The organism is Paraburkholderia sp. BCC1876, from assembly GCF_902833695.1.
Taxonomy (GTDB): Bacteria; Pseudomonadota; Gammaproteobacteria; order Burkholderiales; family Burkholderiaceae; genus Paraburkholderia.
Window position 1 is genome coordinate 315,237 of sequence record NZ_CADFGI010000006.1, and the last position, 17,460, is coordinate 332,696.

The window sequence follows — 17,460 nt, forward strand, 5'->3', positions numbered from 1 at the left end:
ATGGTTGGAGCAACACAAGTAGCAAAAGCAACACAAGCAGCGCAAGCAGCGCAAGCAGCACAAGCAGCACAAGCAGCACAAGCAGCACAAGCAGGAGAATTAGCTGACACCCCGTTTTATCACCATCTCCTATCGGCCAGACTGCAAGATGGTTCTCAAGAATCTGATCAAGGCAAGGAAAGGGCACGAGCAGTCGCTGTCGGACGACGTCCAACTCGTCGGCTCCGGTTTGTTGCCGGGCTTCGAGGCGTTGCCCACAGTCGTACTGGTGCTCGACAAGCGCACGCTGCGCGTCGCGTTTGCGAATCCGTCCGCGGAGTCGATGCTCGAACTCTCGCGCAAGCAATTGACGCAGATGGCGTGGGGAGACATCTTCTCCAACGGCGACGAACTGGTCGCGACCATTTCCGCGATCGCCGCCAACCGTTTTCACGCGACCCATCTCGACGCCGTACTCGAGCGCCCTGGCCACGAGCCGCTGCATGTGCATGCGATCGTCGGCTTTCTGGAAAGCGCGCAAGATTATGTGCTGCTCGAACTGTTCGAGAACGAGCGGCATCTGCGCACCGATCGTGAAGAGCGCATCAACGACCTCACGGCGGTCAACAAGCAACTGATCCGCAATCTCGCGCACGAGATCAAGAACCCGCTCGGCGGGATTCGCGGCGCGGCGCAACTGCTCGAGTTCGAACTCGGCGAGCGTCAGCGCGACGAGTTGCGCGAGTACACGCAGGTCATCATCAAGGAGTCGGATCGGCTGCAGACGCTGGTCGACCGATTGCTCGAACCGCACCGTCATCCGCATATTGTCGGCGACGTGAATATTCACGAAGTCTGCGAGCGCGTGCGCCAGGTGATTCTCGCGGAGTTTCCGCGCGGCCTGACGATCGAACGCGATTACGACGTGAGCGTGCCCGACTTGCGCGGCGACAAGGAACAACTGATCCAGGCGCTGCTGAACATCGTGCGCAATGCGGCCGAAGCGCTGCGCGAACGCATTTCGCAAGGCGATGCGCGGATCGAATTGCGCACCCGCATTGCCCGCAAGATCACGGTGTCGAAACGCTTATGTAAGCTGGCACTGGACTTGCATATCACTGACAACGGCCCAGGCATTCCCGAGGAAATCCGTGACCGTATCTTCTATCCGCTCGTGTCGGGGCGCGAGGATGGTAGCGGTCTCGGTTTGACGCTCGCGCAGACTTTCGTGCAGCAGCACGACGGTTTGATCGAAGTGGACAGCCGGCCGGGCCACACCGAGTTTCAGATTTTGCTGCCGCTCGACTGCTAAAACCAAAATGTATCTCTAGACTTCTGACCGACCTATATGAAGCCGATCTGGATAGTAGACGACGATCAATCGATTCGCTGGGTGCTTGAAAAAGCGCTCGCCCGCGAAAACTTCGCGACCCGCAGCTTCGCGAACGTGCGCGAGGCATCGGCCGCGCTCGATCACGACAGCCCGCAGGTGCTGGTGTCCGACATCAGGATGCCGGGCGGTTCCGGCCTCGAATTGCTGCAAACCGTGCGTGACAAGGTGCCGGGCTTGCCCGTCATCATCATGACTGCGTTCTCGGATCTGGACAGCGCGGTCGCCGCGTTTCAGGGCGGGGCGTTCGAATATCTCGCCAAGCCGTTCGACGTCGACAAGGCGGTCGAGCTGATCCGTCGCGCGGTCGACGAAAGCATGCGCGGCGAGCAGACGTGGGACGACCGTCCCGCCGAGGCGCCGGAAATGCTCGGCCAGGCGCCGGCCATGCAGGACATGTTTCGCGCGATCGGCCGCTTGTCCCATTCGGCGGCCACCGTGCTCATTACCGGCGAATCAGGCACCGGGAAGGAACTGGTCGCGCGCGCGTTGCACCGGCATAGCCCACGCGCGAACGGTCCCTTCATCGCGCTGAACACCGCGGCGATTCCGAAGGATCTGTTGGAATCCGAACTGTTCGGTCACGAGCGCGGCGCGTTCACCGGCGCGCAGGCCATGCGCCAGGGGCGTTTCGAGCAGGCCGAAAACGGCACGCTGTTTCTCGATGAAATCGGCGACATGCCGTTCGATCTGCAAACGCGTTTGTTGCGTGTGCTGTCGGATGGGCAGTTTTATCGGGTCGGTGGGCACAATCCGTTGCGCGCGAATGTGCGCGTGATCGCGGCGACGCATCAGAATCTCGAATCGCGCGTACGTCAGGGCTTGTTCCGCGAGGACTTGTATCACCGGCTCAATGTGATCCGTTTGCGCTTGCCGGCGTTGCGCGAGCGCAGCGAAGACATTCCGCTGCTCACGCGTCACTTCTTGCAGAAGAGCGCGCGCGATCTCGGCGTCGAGCCGAAGCGCGTGTCCGAAGAGGCGCTCGCTTATCTGGCGTCGTTGCCGTTTCCGGGCAACGTGCGGCAACTGGAGAATCTGGCCAACTGGCTGACGGTGATGGCGCCCGCGCAGACTATCGAGATCAAGGACTTGCCGCCCGATCTCGGTCCGGCGCAAGCGGGTATCTCCGATCTGAGCGGCGGTGGCGGGGTGCTCGGCGCGGGCGAAGCGGGGCTGGCGGGCACGGCGCCGATCAACGGCGTCAGCGCGGCGGCGCATCCGGCCGCGGGCGGCGTGCCGGTCGCGTCGACGGTGGCCGCCTGGGAAGGCGGCTTGCGTACCGAAGTCGCGCGCATGCTGCGTGAAAACGCCGCGGACGTGATGGACGAACTCGCGCGGCGCTTTGAAGCGGCGGTGATTCGCGAGGCGCTGGATTTCACGCGAGGCCGCAAGGTGGAGGCGGCTGAACGGTTGGGGATCGGACGGAATACGATTACGCGGAAGATTCAGGAGTTGAATCTCGAGCCGTGATGCGTGAATAGTTTGATCGGCCAAGGCGGTACGTACACCGCCTTGGCCTTTGACGTCTTGCCGCTGCCGCTACGACGCGGTCTTTTCGACGGCTTTCACCAGAACGAATTCCGAACCCTCCAGCCGGTAATAGTAGGTGCCGCCGCCGGTCTCGTTCCGACTGCCGTGCACGACGATCAGACTGCTGTCGCGTCTGAACTCAATCGGTTCGTTGACGTCGACATCCCAGCAACAGACCGTGAACGGCAGCCAGATAACACCGCCGGTTTTCGCGTCGATCGCGACAGTCATAATGCAGGATGCACCGCATCCCCAGCTCGCCAGCGTGTAGTGCCCGGCGTAGTTTGGTTTCTGGCCGCTTAACTGACGCAGGCGAGTGGCGAATTTGCGATCCCGCGCCGAAATAATCTTCACTTTTGCGGGTTGACCGTTGAATACGTTTTCGACCGGAAAAGCGTCGAAGCGGGGCAAAGGTTCGTCCGCGAAGGTTCGGCCGATGCCGCACATTGCCAAAACAAATAACGCGAGGAATAGCCTTTTCATATTCAATACCAGTGATGTTTTTCCCAGAATTTTCGAGCGACCTGAACCGTGTGGTAACGGCCTGGCAAGTAGCGAATTCCACCTTGGCATTCTTCAACCGCGTTGCCAAATGATTTTTCACCATTTGGATTCAGTCCATATTGCGGGCGAAGCAATTGGAAGAGGCCTCGGGCAGTCGATTCGGAATTGCGGGTACCGACAACGCCGCTTGACTCTTGAGCCATGATCCAGAGTAAATCGTTGAAATCGGTGAGCGGGACGCCCTCAAGTGACATCGCGGTGCGCAGCGCGTTTTGAGAAGTAACGGGGACCGCGGCGGGATTTTTTGTTAGCCATCCCTTCTTGCTGTGTTTGATTTGACGATGGTTATGTGCATGCTTGCTCAAACGGAATATCCAATTCGCATTTGGTCGGATTCGGTTAAATCGAAAGATCGATTAGATCATGCACGTCTTGAGATTTTCAACAACATCACACTTTTGTGACGAAATTGATGCAATGAGCAATGAGTTGAGAAGTTGATCGTAGCGAATGCGGTCACCTGGTAGCAACGTACTCCACGCGTTCCGACGTCCCCCACGCCCCACAAGGCATAATCAACGCTGTTTTCCTCCGACAGCCGACGATGCCCGCTTCCCCCGCTTCTTTCTCCTGGCCGCTTTCCCCCGATCCTTTCCTGTCGCTCGAAGACCTCGACGATCCCGACGCTCTCGCCTGGGTCGAGCGGCAAAACGCGCGCACGCGCGCCGCGTGGTGCGATAGCGCCGAATTCGAAGCGCTCAAACAGCAACTCGCCGACGCCTATCTGCCGCGCGAACGTCCGGTGATTCCCGATCGCTGGAAGGATTGGGCGTACGACCTCTGGCAGGACGAACGCAACCCTAAAGGCATCTGGCGACGCACCACATGGGCGGCCTGGCGCAGCGGCGCGCCCGTCTGGCAGACCCTGCTCGACTTCGACGCGCTCGGCGGCGCCGAAGGCACGCCATGGGTCTGCGTTGAACTCGACATTCTTTATCCCGATGGCGATCGCGCGTTGATCACGCTGTCGCCGGGCGGCTCGGATGCGCTGGTGGTGCGCGAGTTCGATATCGACGCGCAGCAGTTCGTCGACGGCGGTTTCGCGATCGCGAAGGCCGGCAAGCACACGGCGTCGTGGATCGATCGGGACACGCTTTACGTCGGCTGGGACAACGGCCGCAAGACGCTGACGCGCTCCGGCTATCCGCGCGAGGTGCGGCGCTGGACCCGCGGCACAGTACTGGCCGATGCGCCCGTCGTCTTCAAGGCCGCGTTCGGCGATATCGGCGTGGAAGCGCATTACGATCCGATCGAACAACGCCACACAGTGGCGAGCAGCGTCGATTTCTTCGACTCGCACACGTATTACCTCGACAGCGCCGGGGCGCCCGATGTGTGGCATCGATTCGAGGTGCCGTCGCACGTCGGGGTCGGTGGCTGGCACGGCTGGCTCTTGCTCGAACCGCGCCTCGATTGGGATTGCAACGACGTGCAGCATCCGGGCGGGTCGTTGCTGGCCATTCGCGAGGACGCATTCCTGCGCGGCGAGCGCGAGGTCGTGCCGTTGTTCACGCCGACGCCGCTCACGTCGGCCTGCGAGTGGACGCACACGCGCAACCATCTGATCGTCTCGTATCTGGACGACGTGCAGAACCGGACGCTGTTGTGGACGCCGTCGCAGCACAGCGATCAAACGTGGCATTGGGCACAACGTCTTTTCCCATCGCACGACGATACGCAAGCCGACGTTTCACCGGTTGAGCCGACCCTCAACGACGAAGTGTTCGTCGACACCGACGACTATCTGCAACCGCCGGCCTACTGGCTCACCGACCTCACGCGCGAGAACCTGAGCGAATGGGAATTGCTCGACCGCTGGCCGACGCAATTCGACGCCACGCAGTACGCCGTGACGCGCGGCCATGCGGTCTCCGCGGATGGCACGCGCGTGCCGTACACCGTGATCGGCCCGCGTGACGGGCAACCGTCGCTTCGCCCCTGTCTGCTGAGCGGCTACGGCGGTTTCGCGATTCCGTTGCTGCCGAGCTATCTGACCGGGCAGGGCATCGGCTGGCTGGCGCGCGGCGGCGTGTACGTGGTCGCGCATATTCGCGGCGGCGGCGAGTTCGGCACGCGCTGGCATACGGAAGCGCAGGGCGCGCAGCGCCAGCGCGCATTCGACGATTTTCTGGCGGTGGCCGAAGCGCTCGTCGCCAGCGGCGTGACGAGCGCCGCGCAACTGGGCATTCAAGGCGGCAGCAACGGCGGCTTGCTGGTGGCGGCGTGCATGGTGCAGCGTCCCGAACTGTTCGGCGCGGTGGTCTGCGAAGTGCCGTTGCTCGATATGAGCCGCTATCACCTGCTGCACGCGGGCGCGTCGTGGATCGACGAATACGGCGACCCTGACGAGCCCGACGAAGCGCGCGTGCTGGCCGCGTATTCACCGTATCACCGCGTATCGGCGGAGGCGGTGTACCCGCCGGTGCTGTTCACCACCTCGACGGCCGATGACCGTGTGCATCCCGGACACGCGCGCAAGATGGCCGCGCGCATGCAGGCGCAGGGACATGAGCGCGTCTGGTATCGGGAGAATACGGAGGGCGGCCACGGCGGCTCCGATGAGCTGGAGCAGGCCGAGCACGATGCGATGGTGTTCGAGTTTCTGTGGCGGACGTTGAGCGGTGCGTCGGCGGCGCGATAAAGGTCTGAAAGAACGGTTGTCAGGCGAAAACGCCCGGTGCAGGACTTCTGGTTAGCGAAGTCTCTACACCGGGCGTTTTTGCGTCTGCCCGAAAACAGTCAGCCTGATTCATTCGGCTGCGGATTCAACCGAGTTGGGCCACCACCGGCGCGTGATCCGACGGCTGTTCCCACTTGCGCGGCACCTTGTCGACTTCGCACGAGGTACAGATACCCGCGAGCGCCTTCGACAGCAGAATATGGTCGATACGCATTCCCGCGTTGCGGCGGAACGCCATCATCCGGTAGTCCCACCACGAGTAGATCTTCTCCGGCTGCTCGAACTGACGGAACGCGTCGGTGAGACCGAGCGCGATCAGCCGCACGAACTCGGCGCGTTCTTCGGGCGACACCAGATTCTGGCCTTCCCACGCTTTCGGATCATGCACGTCGCGATCTTCGGGCGCGATGTTGTAGTCGCCGAGCAGCGCGAACTTCGGATACAGCGCCATCTCGCTCGCGACCCAGTCGTGCAGCGCGGCGAGCCAGCGCAGCTTGTACGCGAATTTGTCGGTGCCCGGCGCCTGGCCGTTCGGGAAATAGGCGGAGACGATGCGCACGCCTTCGATCGTCGCGGCAATCACGCGCTGCTGCGGATCTTCAAAGGCAGGAATGTTGCGCATCACGCTGTCTTCGTCGACGTTCAGGCCCGCACGCACCACGATGCCGACGCCGTTATAGGTCTTCTGGCCGGCGAACCAGCTTCGGTAGCCTTTCTCTTCGAGTTCGGCGCGCGGGAATTTGTCGTCGGTCAGTTTCAGTTCCTGCAGGCACAGCACGTCGGTGCCGCTGGCTTCGAGCCAGTCGATCACGTGTTGCTGGCGCACTTTCAGGGAGTTGACGTTCCACGTTGCGATTTTCATGTTTCTCTCACATTCCTGCGGGATTCCGATAGTCCCGCATCTTATCGTGCGGCAGAACCGGCGGTGAAGGCGGCGCAGTGAAAAAATGCCGCGCGGCGAGCGGAAAATAAAAGCGCGGCCGACTTGAGGCGCGGCGTATAGTGAGACACCACATACGCGCGATCATGCGCATCGGGGAGGCATCATGGCGGAACGGTATCCAGCGCTTTATAAGGACTTCGAAGTGCACCCGCTGGTGTTCTCGCGGGCCTTCGACAAATTCGACGGCCACAAGCGTCATGCCGAAGGCTACGACGTCGCTGTCCGCGTGTGTCGGCCGGGCGCGATCAGCGGCTCGACAGCGAGCCGTGTGTTCCGTCTCGTGTTGCCTGCCACCTTCTCCGATTTCGGCGTCGCCAAACGCAGCGCGAGCCAGTACGGCGCGGACATCATCGACGGCAAAGTGGAAGGCGCCACGGTGCAGGATCTTTAAGCGTTGCACGGACATATAGGCAGTCGCGCGAAGCACTTGAGTGAAATAATTCGCACGAATGTTTGACGTTTAGATGACAGCAAGATATACTCTTTTTCTCTGACGCGGGGTGGAGCAGTCTGGCAGCTCGTCGGGCTCATAACCCGAAGGTCGTAGGTTCAAATCCTACCCCCGCAACCAAGTATTGTTGAAAGCCTGCATGACGAAAGTCATGCAGGCTTTTTGACTTTTCGGCGTGTGAATTGCTGAACGCAAACGCGCGTCATAGGCAACTGCAGGCGGGCAACGCCCGCCTGTCATCACCTCTCTCTACGCTGCATCAATCGCCCATTCCACCGCCGCCTGCGCATGCAGCGCCGTGGTATCGAACACGGGCAACACAGAATCTTCCGGTTTGATCAGCAACGAGATCTCGGTGCAGCCGAGAATCACCGCTTGCGCGCCACGCGCGGCCAGCGTTTCGATCACACGCTGATACACCGCGCGCGAATCGTCCTTCACTGTGCCGTGGCACAGCTCGTCGTAAATGATGCAATGCACGTCCGCGCGTTCGGCCTCATCGGGCACCAGCGTGTCGAGCCCGTGACGCTCGCGCAGGCGGCCGGTGTAAAACGTTTGTTCCATCGTATAGCGTGTGCCGAGCAAACCGACCCGCTCGATGCCCGCGGCACGCAATGCAGCGCCGGTCGGATCGGCGATGTGCAGGAACGGCACGTCGATTGCCTGCTCGATCGCTTCGCATACGCGATGCATCGTGTTGGTCGCGAGTATCACGAGTTCGGCGCCGCCGCGTTCGAGCTGGCGCGCGGCATCGGCCAATTGCTCGCCGAGCGCAGGCCAGTCGCCCGCGCGCTGCAGTGCTTCGATCGGCGCGAAGTCGACCGTGACCATCAGGCTGCGCGCGTTGTGGTGGCCGCCCAGGCGTGCTTTCGTGTAGCGGTTGATAAGCTTGTAGTACTCGGCGGACGATTCCCAACTCATCCCGCCGATCACACCGATCGTTTTCATAGTCCTGCTCCGCGAGTAGATGACGGATGCGGCAGCGCGCAGGCCAGGCACGCCCGCGCACTCCGTTTGAATGGCCGAGTATAGGCGGCGGATGGTGTGGTCAGCCGGTACGCATTGCCCGCTGCTCGCCGGTACGGCCAGGCGATAAAACGCCGGCACGGGGTTTCTGACGCCGATAGAATTGGGTCAATACAAACAAGTTGCATGAGACCCGAGGAGCGACACATGGATCTGATCATCCGCCGCGCGACGCTGCCGCCGGGCGCCGCGCCGCAGCACAAGCACACGGTCGACATCGGCATCGAAGCGGGCCGTATCGTCGCCGTCGAGCCGAATCTGGCCGCCAACGCGGCCGAAGAAATCGACGCCGCCGGCTCGCTCGTCACGCCGCCGTTCGTCGATCCGCACTTCCACATGGACGCGACGCTGTCGTACGGTTTGCCGCGCGTGAACGCGTCGGGCACCTTGCTCGAAGGCATCGCGCTGTGGGGCGAGCTGAAGCCGGACCTGACGCAGGAAGCGTTGATCGAACGCGCGCTGGAGTATTGCGATTGGGCCGTCGCCCGCGGGCTGCTAGCGATCCGCAGTCACGTCGACGTGTGCGATCCACGCCTGCTCGCCGTCGAGGCGCTGGTCGAAGTGAAACGCCGCGTCGCGCCGTATCTCGACCTGCAACTCGTGGCCTTTCCGCAAGACGGCGTGCTGCGCAGCGTGGGCGCGTTCGAGAACCTGAAGCGCGCGATCGCGATGGGCGTCGACGTGGTCGGCGGTATTCCGCATTTCGAGCGCACCATGGCCGACGGCGCACAGTCCGTGCGGCTGCTGTGCGAATACGCGGCGGAGCAGGGCCTGCGCGTCGACATGCATTGCGATGAATCCGACGACCCGATGTCGCGCCATATCGAAACGCTCGCCGCCGAAACGCACCGGCTTGGTTTGCAAGGGCGCGTGACCGGCTCGCATCTGACGTCGATGCACTCCATGGACAACTACTACGTCAGCAAACTGCTGCCGCTGATGCGCGAAGCGGGCGTCGCCGCGATCGCGAATCCGCTGATCAACATCACGCTGCAAGGCCGCAGCGACACGTATCCGAAGCGGCGCGGCATGACGCGCGTGCCGGAGATGATGGCCGCCGGCATCACGGTCGCGTTCGGCCACGATTGCGTGATGGACCCGTGGTACAGCCTCGGCTCGGGCGACATGCTCGACGTCGCGCACATGGGCCTGCACGTCGCGCAGATGACAGGCGTCGACGGCATGCAGAAGTGCTTCGACGCGGTCACGGTGAATGCGGCGCGCATTCTCGGTCTGGAGGGTTACGGCGTCGCACCGGGATGCGCGGCGAATCTTGTGCTGCTCGATGCGCGCGATCCGGTCGAGGCGATCCGCTTGCGCGCCGCGCGGCTCGCGGTGGTGAGCCGCGGCAAGGTGGTGAGCCGTGCGCCCGCTGCGCGTGCGGCGTTGTCGCTCGAAGGGCGGCCTGAGCAGGTGGACTTCAAGCTGCACCGCGGCTAGGCGTACGTGGTACGGGAAAAGAAAAGCCGGTGATTTGCTCGCGCAAATCACCGGCTTTTTATCGAACGCGATCAGGCATGCAAACGCTCAGCGGACCGCTCGAGCGCTTGCGCAATCGCGCAATCAATGCTCCGCGCCAGGCGCCATGCCGCTATGACGCAGCAGCGCGTCGATATTCGGCTCCCGCCCGCGGAACGCCTTGAACGATTCCATCGCCGGACGGCTGCCGCCCACCTCCAGAATCTCCTTGCGATAACGCATGCCGGTTGCCTGATCGAGCACGCTGCCGCTCGCAGCTTGCGCCGCTTCTTCGAACGCGGCGTACGCGTCCGCCGACAGCACTTCGGCCCACTTGTAGCTGTAGTAGCCCGCTGCGTAACCGCCCGCGAAAATATGGCTGAACGTATTCGGCCAACGCGAGAACGCAGCCTGCGGCACCACGTGGAAACGCTCGTTGATCTCGCTTGCGAGTTCGGTGGCGTTCTGCGTGCCGGACGCATCGAAACCGGTATGCAGTTGCATGTCGAACATCGAGAACACGATCTGGCGCAACGTGCCCAAGCCGCTCTGGAAGTTCTTCGCGGCCAGCATCTTGTCGAATAGATCGCGCGGCAGCGGCTTGGCGGTGTCGACGTGCGAGGTCATGTCGCTCAACACGTCCCACTCCCAGCAGAAGTTCTCCATGAATTGCGACGGCAGCTCGACCGCGTCCCACTCCACGCCGTTGATGCCCGACACGCCCAGCTCATCGACACGCGTCAGCATGTGATGCAAACCATGGCCGAACTCGTGGAACAGCGTGATGACTTCGTCGTGCGTGAAGCAGGCGGGCTTGCCGCCGACCGGCGCCGAGAAGTTACAGGTCAGATACGCGACCGGCGTCTGCAGGCCGCCTTGCGCGTGCCGGTGACGGCCGCGCGCGTCGTCCATCCAGGCGCCGCCGCGTTTGCCTTCGCGTGCGTACAGATCGAGGTAGAACTGCGCGACCAGCCCGCCGTCCTGATTCTCGACGCGGAAAAAGCGCACGTCCGGATGCCACACGGCCGCTTCGTCGCGACGGATGCGCACGCCGAACAGCGTCTCCGTGACCTTGAAGAGGCCCTTGAACACCGTGTCTTCCGGGAAGTACTGCTTGACCTCGTTCTCGGAGAACGAATAGCGCTTCTGACGCAGACGTTCGGCGGCGAACGTCATGTCCCACGGCTGCAACTCGCTCATGCCGAGTTCGTTCGCGGCGAATTCGCGCAGCTCTTTCCAGTCCTGTTCGGCATGCGGACGCGCGCGCGTGGCGAGGTCTTCGAGGAAGGCCATGACTTGCGCGGGCGACTCGGCCATTTTCGGCGCGAGCGAGACTTCGGCGAAGTTGTTGTAGCCGAGCATGTGCGCTTCTTCCGCGCGCAGCTTCAACTGGTCGGCGAGCACGGCGGTGTTGTCCCACTCCGCTTTGCCGCCGCCGTATTGCGGCCCGAGTTCGGACGCGCGCGTCACGTAGGCGCGATACATCGTTTCGCGCATCGGACGATTTTCCGAGTACTGCATCACCGGGAAATACGACGGAAAGTGCAGCGTGAATTTGTAGCCGGTTTTGCCGTCGCGTTCGGCGGCTTCCTTCGCGCCTTCGATCACGTCTTCCGGCAGGCCGGCCAGTTGCTCGGTGGCGCCTTCTTCGACGAGATACGCGTAAGCGTTGGTCGCGTCGAGCACGTGGTCGGAGAACGCTTTCGACAGCCCGGCCTGGCGTTCCTGCAATTCGGCGAAATGCGGCTTCTGGTCTTCCGGCAGTTCCGCGCCGGACAGACGGAAATCGCGCAGCGCATTGCCGAGGATTTTCTTGCGCTCGCCGGTCAGCGACGCGAAGTCGCTGCTGGCGTGCAAGGTCTTGTACTTTTCGTACAGCGCCAGGTTCTGACCGACGCTCGACCAGAATTCGGTGACGCGCGGCAGGTTCTCGCCGTACGCGGCGCGCAACTCAGGCGTATCGGCGACGGCGTTCAGATGGCCGACCACGCCCCAGGCGCGCGCCAGCGGTTCGGTGGCGCGCTCGACCGGTTCGACCACGTCGGCCCACGAAGCGGGGGTGATCGGCTGCGCGGCGCGTTCGACGGCGGCGGCCGCGTCGGCGAGCAACACGTCGAGTGCGGGCGTGACGTGTTCGGGGCGGATGTCGCCAAAACGCGGCAGGTCGGAGAAATCGAGGAGCGGATTGTCGTGCTTCGAGGGGGTAGTGGACATAAGGCTTCCTGTCTGACGCGAGTGAACGGGTAATCGATGCATCGGCGAATCGGTGGATCGGCGGGCGTCCCTTCAGGGGACGGCGATAAACACCCGATATGGACATTATTGGGGCAGGGCACGCCGATTCCAATCCGTGGGCACACAAATTATCAGATCAGCTTGTCCCACGCGCGCGGAGCAGAGCCGCCGCGCGTTTGTGCGACAGCGAACGGTGCAAATTGCTGCCGTGCCGCAAAGTGACGTGTCGCTGCCGGTCATCAGTTACCGGTGGGCGACGCTTTCTGCCTGAGAGGTATCGATGAACCCGCTTTCGCACGCTCTATCGCGCAACGGCAACAACTTCGACCTCGTGCGGCTTCTGGCCGCCGTGGCCGTCGTGTATGGCCACTCGTATCTGCTGCAGGCGCCCGACGGCACCACGGACTGGATCCAGAACGCGCTCGGTTTCGACGGTTTCGGCGCGCTCGGCGTGTATGCGTTTTTCCTGCTGAGCGGCATGCTGGTGACCGCGAGCTTCGACCGGCAGCGCTCGGTGCCGCGCTTCGCGGCGTTGCGCATCGCGCGTTTGTGGCCGGCGGTGGCGCTGGGCTCGCTGGTGACGGTGTTCATCATCGGGCCGTTGTTCACCACGCTGCCGCTGCGCGACTATTTCGCGTCGGGCATGACGTGGACCAACCTCGACAACTTCTCGACCATCGTGCTGAAAACCGGCTGGGCGCTGCCCGGCGTGTTCGAGCACAACCGCTTTCCCGTCGACATCTGCGGCCCGCTGTGGACGCTGCCACTCGAAGTGCGCTGCTACCTGATCGTGCTCGTGACCGGCCTGCTGGGACTGCTGTCCAGCGCGCGCGGCGTGGCGCTGGCGGCGGCGCTGGGTTGCGCGGCGTTCGTGCTGCGTGTGCATGTGCCGCATCTGCAGATCGGGCTGCGCGATTTCAGTGAAACGCCCGGCGGCTATTCGTTCTGGCCGGAGCCGTTCTTCATGCTGGGAATGCTGCTCTACGGCTGGCGCGAACGGATCGACATTAGCGGCCTGACGGCGCTTGGGCTGATGATGGTGTTTCTCGTGTTCCGCGATACGGCCGGCGCGCAGCCGCTGTTCTATCTGGCCTTCGTGTACGGCGTGCTGTGGGTCGGCACGACGCCGTTGCTGCGCCGCCTGGTGCCGCGCCACGATTACTCGTATGGGATCTATCTGTACGGCTTCATGGTTCAGCAATGCATTGCGAATATCGCGCCGCAGTTGAGCCATGTGACGGCGGTGCTGATCGCCGCGCCGCTGATCCTGCTGTGCGCGGCGCTGTCGTGGCACTGCGTGGAGCGGCCGGTGCTGAAGTGGTGCCGCGCAAGGCTTGCGCGCCGTGAGGCGCCGCTTGCCACGGGCATGGCGGCGGGGGATCAGGCGGGGTGAGGCATCGATACCGAACCCATGGCGCGGATCTTGAAATCGGCACTCGCGGCAGCCGTTTCGCCCACTTGCCGGCGAAACCACTCCGCCGGCTTTCCCCTTCAGCGTTACGCGTTCGCGGCCGCTTCGCGCTCGGCGGCTTCGATCGTATTGACCAGCAGCATCGTGATGGTCATCGGGCCGACGCCGCCCGGCACCGGCGTGATGTAGCCGGCCACTTCCTTGACGCCCGCGAAATCGACGTCGCCGCACAGCTTGCCGTTTTCGTCGCGATTCATGCCGACGTCGATCACCGCCGCGCCCGGCTTGACCATCTCCGCCGTCAGAATGTTGCGCAGGCCGGTGGCGGCGACGACCACGTCGGCATTGCGCGTATGGGCGGCCAGATCGCGCGTCTTGCTATGGCAGATCGTGACGGTTGCGCCGGCTTCGAGCAACAGCAGCGCCATTGGCTTGCCGACGATGTTCGAGCGGCCGATCACCACCGCGTTCGCGCCTTGCAGCGGAATTTCGTAGGCGGCGAGCATTTTCATCACGCCGTAGGGCGTGCACGGACGGAACAGCGGCTGGCCGGTCATCAACGCGCCGGCATTGGCGACGTGAAAGCCGTCCACGTCTTTCTCCGGCGCGATCGCCTCGATCACCTTGTGGCTGTCGATATGCTTCGGCAACGGCAGTTGCACCAGAATGCCGTGAATGCGCGGGTCGCGATTCAGTTCGTCGATGCGTGCGAGCAGATCGGCTTCCGGCAGATCGGCCGGATAACGGTCGAACGACGAACCGAGGCCGTTGTCGTGGCAGGCCTTGATCTTGTTGCGCACATACACTTCGCTAGCCGGGTTGTCGCCGACCAGCACCACGGCTAGGCCCGGTTGATGGCCGCGAGCGGTCAACGCGGCGGCGCGCGTGGCGACGTCGGCGCGCAGGGTCTGGGAAAGGGCTAGGCCGTCGATCAGTTTGGCTGTCATGGTCGGGTCGAGATGGGCAGTTTGAAAAGCGGGGCAGGGCACGGGCGCGGAAGCGCGCCACGCAATGGCGCGTTTCGACGGGAGCGGGTCGCCGCATGAAAAGCGCGCGGCGCGAATCGGAGATAGGCGCCACTGCGAAGTCCGACATTATACCGGCCCTACATGACGCGCCGTGGACGGATTCCCGGTCGCAAGCGACGTAGATCACGCGTTGCACGCTTGAGGGGTTCGAGCGGGCCCGGCGGCCCAGCGACTCGACAGCGAGCGGCCCGGCGGCCCGACCGCGAGCGGCGGCTGCGGCCGGCAGGTGCCCGACCGCAACCCATGGCCACCTTTAAGGCTGCTGCACCGCCTGCCAGCTATCGTCCGGATCGAACGCCCGGATCGCGGCCGCGGTTCGTGCGGTCTGCGGACCGAGGTTCTTCTGATAAACCTGACCGTCCTGATTGACGATAAAGCTCATCACGCCCGTTTTGCCATACTCGGCCGGCGACGCGATCAGCCCGAACCCGCCGGTCATCGATCCGTTCACCACATAGTTCTGCGCGCCACCCTTCGCGTGCGCGCCCTGCGCGGTCAGGATCCGGTAGTGATAGCCGTGATAGGCCTCTTTGGGCAGCGTGCCGTTAGGCATCGTTGCGGCGAGCGGGCCGAGCGGGCTTTCCGTTTCGCCGGGCGCCGTCGCCCAGTACAGGCCGTCGTGCTGTCCCGCCGTACTGACGAAGCGCTCCGCGTAGCGCTGCGTCAGGTTGTGATAATCGTTTTGCGCGTCGAGATAGGCGAGCGAGGTCTGGATCGCCGCGCGCTCGTTACGGCCGATGCGGCGCGTCAGCATCTCGTTGCGCGCCGCGGGCGGATCGAAGCGCCAGCCGTGTGCGGCCTGCACGAGCGGAATCGGCAGGGTCCAGCCGCTGTCGCCGACAGCCAGATGCGCGGTCGGGTGGCCGTTGCCGGTGGCCGGGTCGTCGACGATCTGGTGACCCTTCGACCATGCGCCGAGGAACTCGTAGATATCGTCCTGGCCAATGCCTTCGGTTGGAATGAAGCGATGGTAGTCGCTGCCGAGCACGTGTTTGAGCGCCCCTTCGTCGTTACGCGAGAGGGCGTCGACGAACGCGTTGGCGGCGGCGTCGGCGCTGGGGTAGACCGCTTGAGCGTGCGCGGCCGGCGCGCCCATCAGCAAGGCCGACGCCATCAGCAGCGTGCCGGCCGTGCCGAACTCGGCGGCAAGTGTCGCAAGGTGGGCGCGCAACGCGCCGCGTGGGGATAAGCGCATCATCAGAGACTCCTCTTGATCGTTCAACGGCCGCGGCCGAAATGGTGTCCACCGCCACCACCAGCGCCGCCCCCACCCCCGCCACCGAGCCTGCCGCCACCACCGCCACCGCCGCCGCCACGCTGGACGCCGCCGCCATTCGCGCCGAGCCCGCCGCCCGTACGTTGCTGACCGCCGCCATTGGCACCGACGCCGCCTCCCGTGCGTTGCTGACCGCCGCGATTCGCGAGCGAATCGCGGCTCGACTGGCCACGCTGCATATCCTGACGGGCGTTGTTGCCGTCGCCGGCGCCGCGCAGCGCGTTATCTCGATTGACGTTCTGCGCGCGATTCTGCAAATCGGCGTTCGCCGTACCGCCCTGGTGGATCCCTTGCACGCGCTGGCTCGCATTGCCGCTCAGATTTTGCCCGGTGCGGTTCTGCAGGGTTTGCTGCGCCTGGGCGCGGGCGTCGTCGCGGCCACGGTAGGCATCGCGCTGCGCACCGCCGAGGTTGTTATTGCCGTTGCGATTCAGATTCGCGTTGTTGACGTTGCGATTGACGTTGGCGTTGCGGTTCCAGTTCGTCGTGTTGCTGTTGACGTTGAGCCGGTTGTTCACGTTGACGTTGTTGTAGCGATTGACGTTGATGTTGACGTCATGCGTATTCCAGTTGAAGCCGCCCCACAGCGAATTGGCCACGGCGACACCGGCGCCGAACGCAAGCCCCGCGGCGAGACCGCTCGCGATCGCATAGCCGGGCGGCGGCGGCACATACACCGGCGGATACGCGGGGTAAGGCCAGGTGCCGTACACCACCGTCGGGTTATAGGTCGGCACGTAGACCACCTGCGGATTGGCCGGCACGATCTGGATCGTGCTCTGTTCGACCACGACCTTCTGCTGCGAGCTCGTCTTCAGATTGCCGGCGGCCTGCGCCTGCTTGCGCAAGCGTTGCACGGAGTCCATCACGTCGTTGGACTGGCCGAGAAAAGCGGTGCCCAGTTGCGCGACCCAGTCGGGTTTCGAGGCCATCGTGGCGAGCACCTGCGGAAACGCGACCAGCGACTGCACGCTCGGATCCCACGGTTCGGACGCGACCGCCTTGACCGCGTCGTCGCCTTGCAGCTTCGAGTTCGCTTTCGACCACGCGGCCGCGGCCTGCACGTCCTGCGGAAAGGTCGAGGCCATCAGCACCTGGGCGAGCAGCGCGTCGGGATACAGCGCGATCGGCGCGGTCAGCGAGTCGAGTTGCTGGTTCGACATCTTCGGCGCGCTTTGCGCGTGGACCGCGCTCGGCGCGAGCAGTCCGACGAAGAGTGGCGCCCCGGCCAGAGCGGCGCAAACCAGCATCACACGCGAGCGGTGTGCTCCGGATCGTTTCACGATGAAATCCTCCCGGTTGTATAAGACGCGAGACGTCGATGCGCAGCTAAAGCTGCGCCGGTTCACGGCAATGGAGCAAATGACGGTGCAAACGGCGGAGCAAACAGCGGAGCAACCGACTGCCTAAAAACGGGCAGCGGCGAGGCGGGACGGCACGCGTTTAGCGTTGCGACGGCAAGGCGGGTGAGACGCGGGAAGGGAACGAA

14 protein-coding genes and 1 tRNA gene are annotated in these 17,460 nt (G+C 63.7%); 7 read left to right on the top strand and 8 right to left on the bottom strand.

From position 1 onward, the window contains the following. The first annotated feature begins 148 nt into the window (after nucleotides 1-148). Together glnL and ntrC are read left to right on the top strand one after the other, a co-directional pair. Nucleotides 149-1,291 (top strand): nitrogen regulation protein NR(II), encoded by a 1,143-nt coding sequence (gene glnL, locus HWY05_RS23170; RefSeq protein ID WP_035546535.1) that lies wholly within the window; start codon nucleotides 149-151, stop codon nucleotides 1,289-1,291. A 36-nt stretch (nucleotides 1,292-1,327) separates the two neighbouring features. After that, nucleotides 1,328-2,839, top strand: a complete 1,512-nt coding sequence (gene ntrC / locus HWY05_RS23175) for a nitrogen regulation protein NR(I) (protein WP_035546533.1) — start codon at nucleotides 1,328-1,330, stop codon at nucleotides 2,837-2,839. Nucleotides 2,840-2,908: 69 nt separating this feature from the next. On the opposite strand, the gene HWY05_RS23180 is transcribed toward ntrC, so the two are convergent. Further along, nucleotides 2,909-3,382: a hypothetical protein gene (locus HWY05_RS23180; protein WP_035546531.1), complete on the bottom strand. Its 474-nt coding sequence runs from the start codon at nucleotides 3,380-3,382 to the stop codon at nucleotides 2,909-2,911. Between the two features lie 2 nt (nucleotides 3,383-3,384). Further along, nucleotides 3,385-3,768 carry a hypothetical protein gene (locus tag HWY05_RS23185; RefSeq protein WP_176059778.1) on the bottom strand — a complete coding sequence of 128 codons (384 nt, stop codon included), beginning with the start codon at nucleotides 3,766-3,768 and terminating at the stop codon, nucleotides 3,385-3,387. A gap of 239 nt (nucleotides 3,769-4,007) precedes the next feature. On the opposite strand from HWY05_RS23185, the gene HWY05_RS23190 reads away from it, so the two are divergent. Continuing rightward, nucleotides 4,008-6,104 carry a prolyl oligopeptidase family serine peptidase gene (locus tag HWY05_RS23190; RefSeq protein WP_176059779.1) on the top strand — a complete coding sequence of 699 codons (2,097 nt, stop codon included), beginning with the start codon at nucleotides 4,008-4,010 and terminating at the stop codon, nucleotides 6,102-6,104. Between the two features lie 124 nt (nucleotides 6,105-6,228). On the opposite strand, the gene xth is transcribed toward HWY05_RS23190, so the two are convergent. Next, complete coding sequence (xth, locus tag HWY05_RS23195; RefSeq protein WP_176059780.1) at nucleotides 6,229-7,005, bottom strand: exodeoxyribonuclease III; 777 nt, start codon at nucleotides 7,003-7,005, stop codon at nucleotides 6,229-6,231. Between the two features lie 184 nt (nucleotides 7,006-7,189). Between xth and HWY05_RS23200 the strand changes: the two genes are divergently transcribed. Both HWY05_RS23200 and HWY05_RS23205 read left to right on the top strand, forming a co-directional pair. Next, complete coding sequence (locus HWY05_RS23200) at nucleotides 7,190-7,477, top strand: hypothetical protein (RefSeq protein ID WP_035546527.1); 288 nt, start codon at nucleotides 7,190-7,192, stop codon at nucleotides 7,475-7,477. 103 nt (nucleotides 7,478-7,580) lie between these two features. Further along, a tRNA-Met gene (locus HWY05_RS23205) sits at nucleotides 7,581-7,657 on the top strand. 129 nt (nucleotides 7,658-7,786) lie between these two features. On the opposite strand, the gene HWY05_RS23210 is transcribed toward HWY05_RS23205, so the two are convergent. Continuing rightward, the gene (locus tag HWY05_RS23210) at nucleotides 7,787-8,485 is read right to left on the bottom strand and encodes an aspartate/glutamate racemase family protein (protein ID WP_176059781.1); all 699 of its coding nucleotides are present in this window, start codon (nucleotides 8,483-8,485) and stop codon (nucleotides 7,787-7,789) included. Nucleotides 8,486-8,710: 225 nt separating this feature from the next. On the opposite strand from HWY05_RS23210, the gene HWY05_RS23215 reads away from it, so the two are divergent. After that, on the top strand, nucleotides 8,711-10,003 hold the full coding sequence (locus HWY05_RS23215) for an amidohydrolase family protein (protein WP_176059782.1): 1,293 nt from the start codon (nucleotides 8,711-8,713) through the stop codon (nucleotides 10,001-10,003). Nucleotides 10,004-10,126: 123 nt separating this feature from the next. On the opposite strand, the gene HWY05_RS23220 is transcribed toward HWY05_RS23215, so the two are convergent. Then, nucleotides 10,127-12,235, bottom strand: a complete 2,109-nt coding sequence (locus HWY05_RS23220; RefSeq protein ID WP_035546522.1) for a M3 family metallopeptidase — start codon at nucleotides 12,233-12,235, stop codon at nucleotides 10,127-10,129. Nucleotides 12,236-12,536: 301 nt separating this feature from the next. On the opposite strand from HWY05_RS23220, the gene HWY05_RS23225 reads away from it, so the two are divergent. Continuing rightward, nucleotides 12,537-13,649, top strand: coding sequence for an acyltransferase (locus tag HWY05_RS23225; RefSeq protein WP_035546521.1), 1,113 nt, complete (start codon nucleotides 12,537-12,539; stop codon nucleotides 13,647-13,649). A 104-nt stretch (nucleotides 13,650-13,753) separates the two neighbouring features. On the opposite strand, the gene folD is transcribed toward HWY05_RS23225, so the two are convergent. The 3 genes from folD to HWY05_RS23240 form a co-directional block, all read right to left on the bottom strand. Next, nucleotides 13,754-14,614 (bottom strand): bifunctional methylenetetrahydrofolate dehydrogenase/methenyltetrahydrofolate cyclohydrolase FolD, encoded by an 861-nt coding sequence (gene folD, locus HWY05_RS23230; RefSeq protein WP_176059783.1) that lies wholly within the window; start codon nucleotides 14,612-14,614, stop codon nucleotides 13,754-13,756. 334 nt (nucleotides 14,615-14,948) lie between these two features. Beyond that, a complete protein-coding gene (locus HWY05_RS23235; RefSeq protein WP_176059784.1) occupies nucleotides 14,949-15,893 on the bottom strand; it encodes a DUF2950 domain-containing protein in 945 nt (314 codons plus the stop codon). Nucleotides 15,894-15,913: 20 nt separating this feature from the next. Further along, on the bottom strand, nucleotides 15,914-17,254 hold the full coding sequence (locus tag HWY05_RS23240) for a DUF3300 domain-containing protein (protein WP_035546515.1): 1,341 nt from the start codon (nucleotides 17,252-17,254) through the stop codon (nucleotides 15,914-15,916). Nucleotides 17,255-17,460 lie beyond the last annotated feature (206 nt).

What these genes read in the sequence shown, in the direction of transcription:
- folD (WP_176059783.1), bottom strand. Translation starts at nt 14,614, where the DNA reads ATGACAGCCAAACTGATCGACGGCCTAGCCCTTTCCCAGACCCTGCGC.
- HWY05_RS23190 (WP_176059779.1), top strand. Translation starts at nt 4,008, where the DNA reads ATGCCCGCTTCCCCCGCTTCTTTCTCCTGGCCGCTTTCCCCCGATCCT.
- HWY05_RS23200 (WP_035546527.1), top strand. Translation starts at nt 7,190, where the DNA reads ATGGCGGAACGGTATCCAGCGCTTTATAAGGACTTCGAAGTGCACCCG.
- HWY05_RS23180 (WP_035546531.1), bottom strand. Translation starts at nt 3,382, where the DNA reads ATGAAAAGGCTATTCCTCGCGTTATTTGTTTTGGCAATGTGCGGCATC.
- HWY05_RS23225 (WP_035546521.1), top strand. Translation starts at nt 12,537, where the DNA reads ATGAACCCGCTTTCGCACGCTCTATCGCGCAACGGCAACAACTTCGAC.
- HWY05_RS23210 (WP_176059781.1), bottom strand. Translation starts at nt 8,485, where the DNA reads ATGAAAACGATCGGTGTGATCGGCGGGATGAGTTGGGAATCGTCCGCC.
- HWY05_RS23220 (WP_035546522.1), bottom strand. Translation starts at nt 12,235, where the DNA reads ATGTCCACTACCCCCTCGAAGCACGACAATCCGCTCCTCGATTTCTCC.
- HWY05_RS23235 (WP_176059784.1), bottom strand. Translation starts at nt 15,893, where the DNA reads ATGATGCGCTTATCCCCACGCGGCGCGTTGCGCGCCCACCTTGCGACA.
- glnL (WP_035546535.1), top strand. Translation starts at nt 149, where the DNA reads ATGGTTCTCAAGAATCTGATCAAGGCAAGGAAAGGGCACGAGCAGTCG.
- xth (WP_176059780.1), bottom strand. Translation starts at nt 7,005, where the DNA reads ATGAAAATCGCAACGTGGAACGTCAACTCCCTGAAAGTGCGCCAGCAA.
- ntrC (WP_035546533.1), top strand. Translation starts at nt 1,328, where the DNA reads ATGAAGCCGATCTGGATAGTAGACGACGATCAATCGATTCGCTGGGTG.
- HWY05_RS23215 (WP_176059782.1), top strand. Translation starts at nt 8,711, where the DNA reads ATGGATCTGATCATCCGCCGCGCGACGCTGCCGCCGGGCGCCGCGCCG.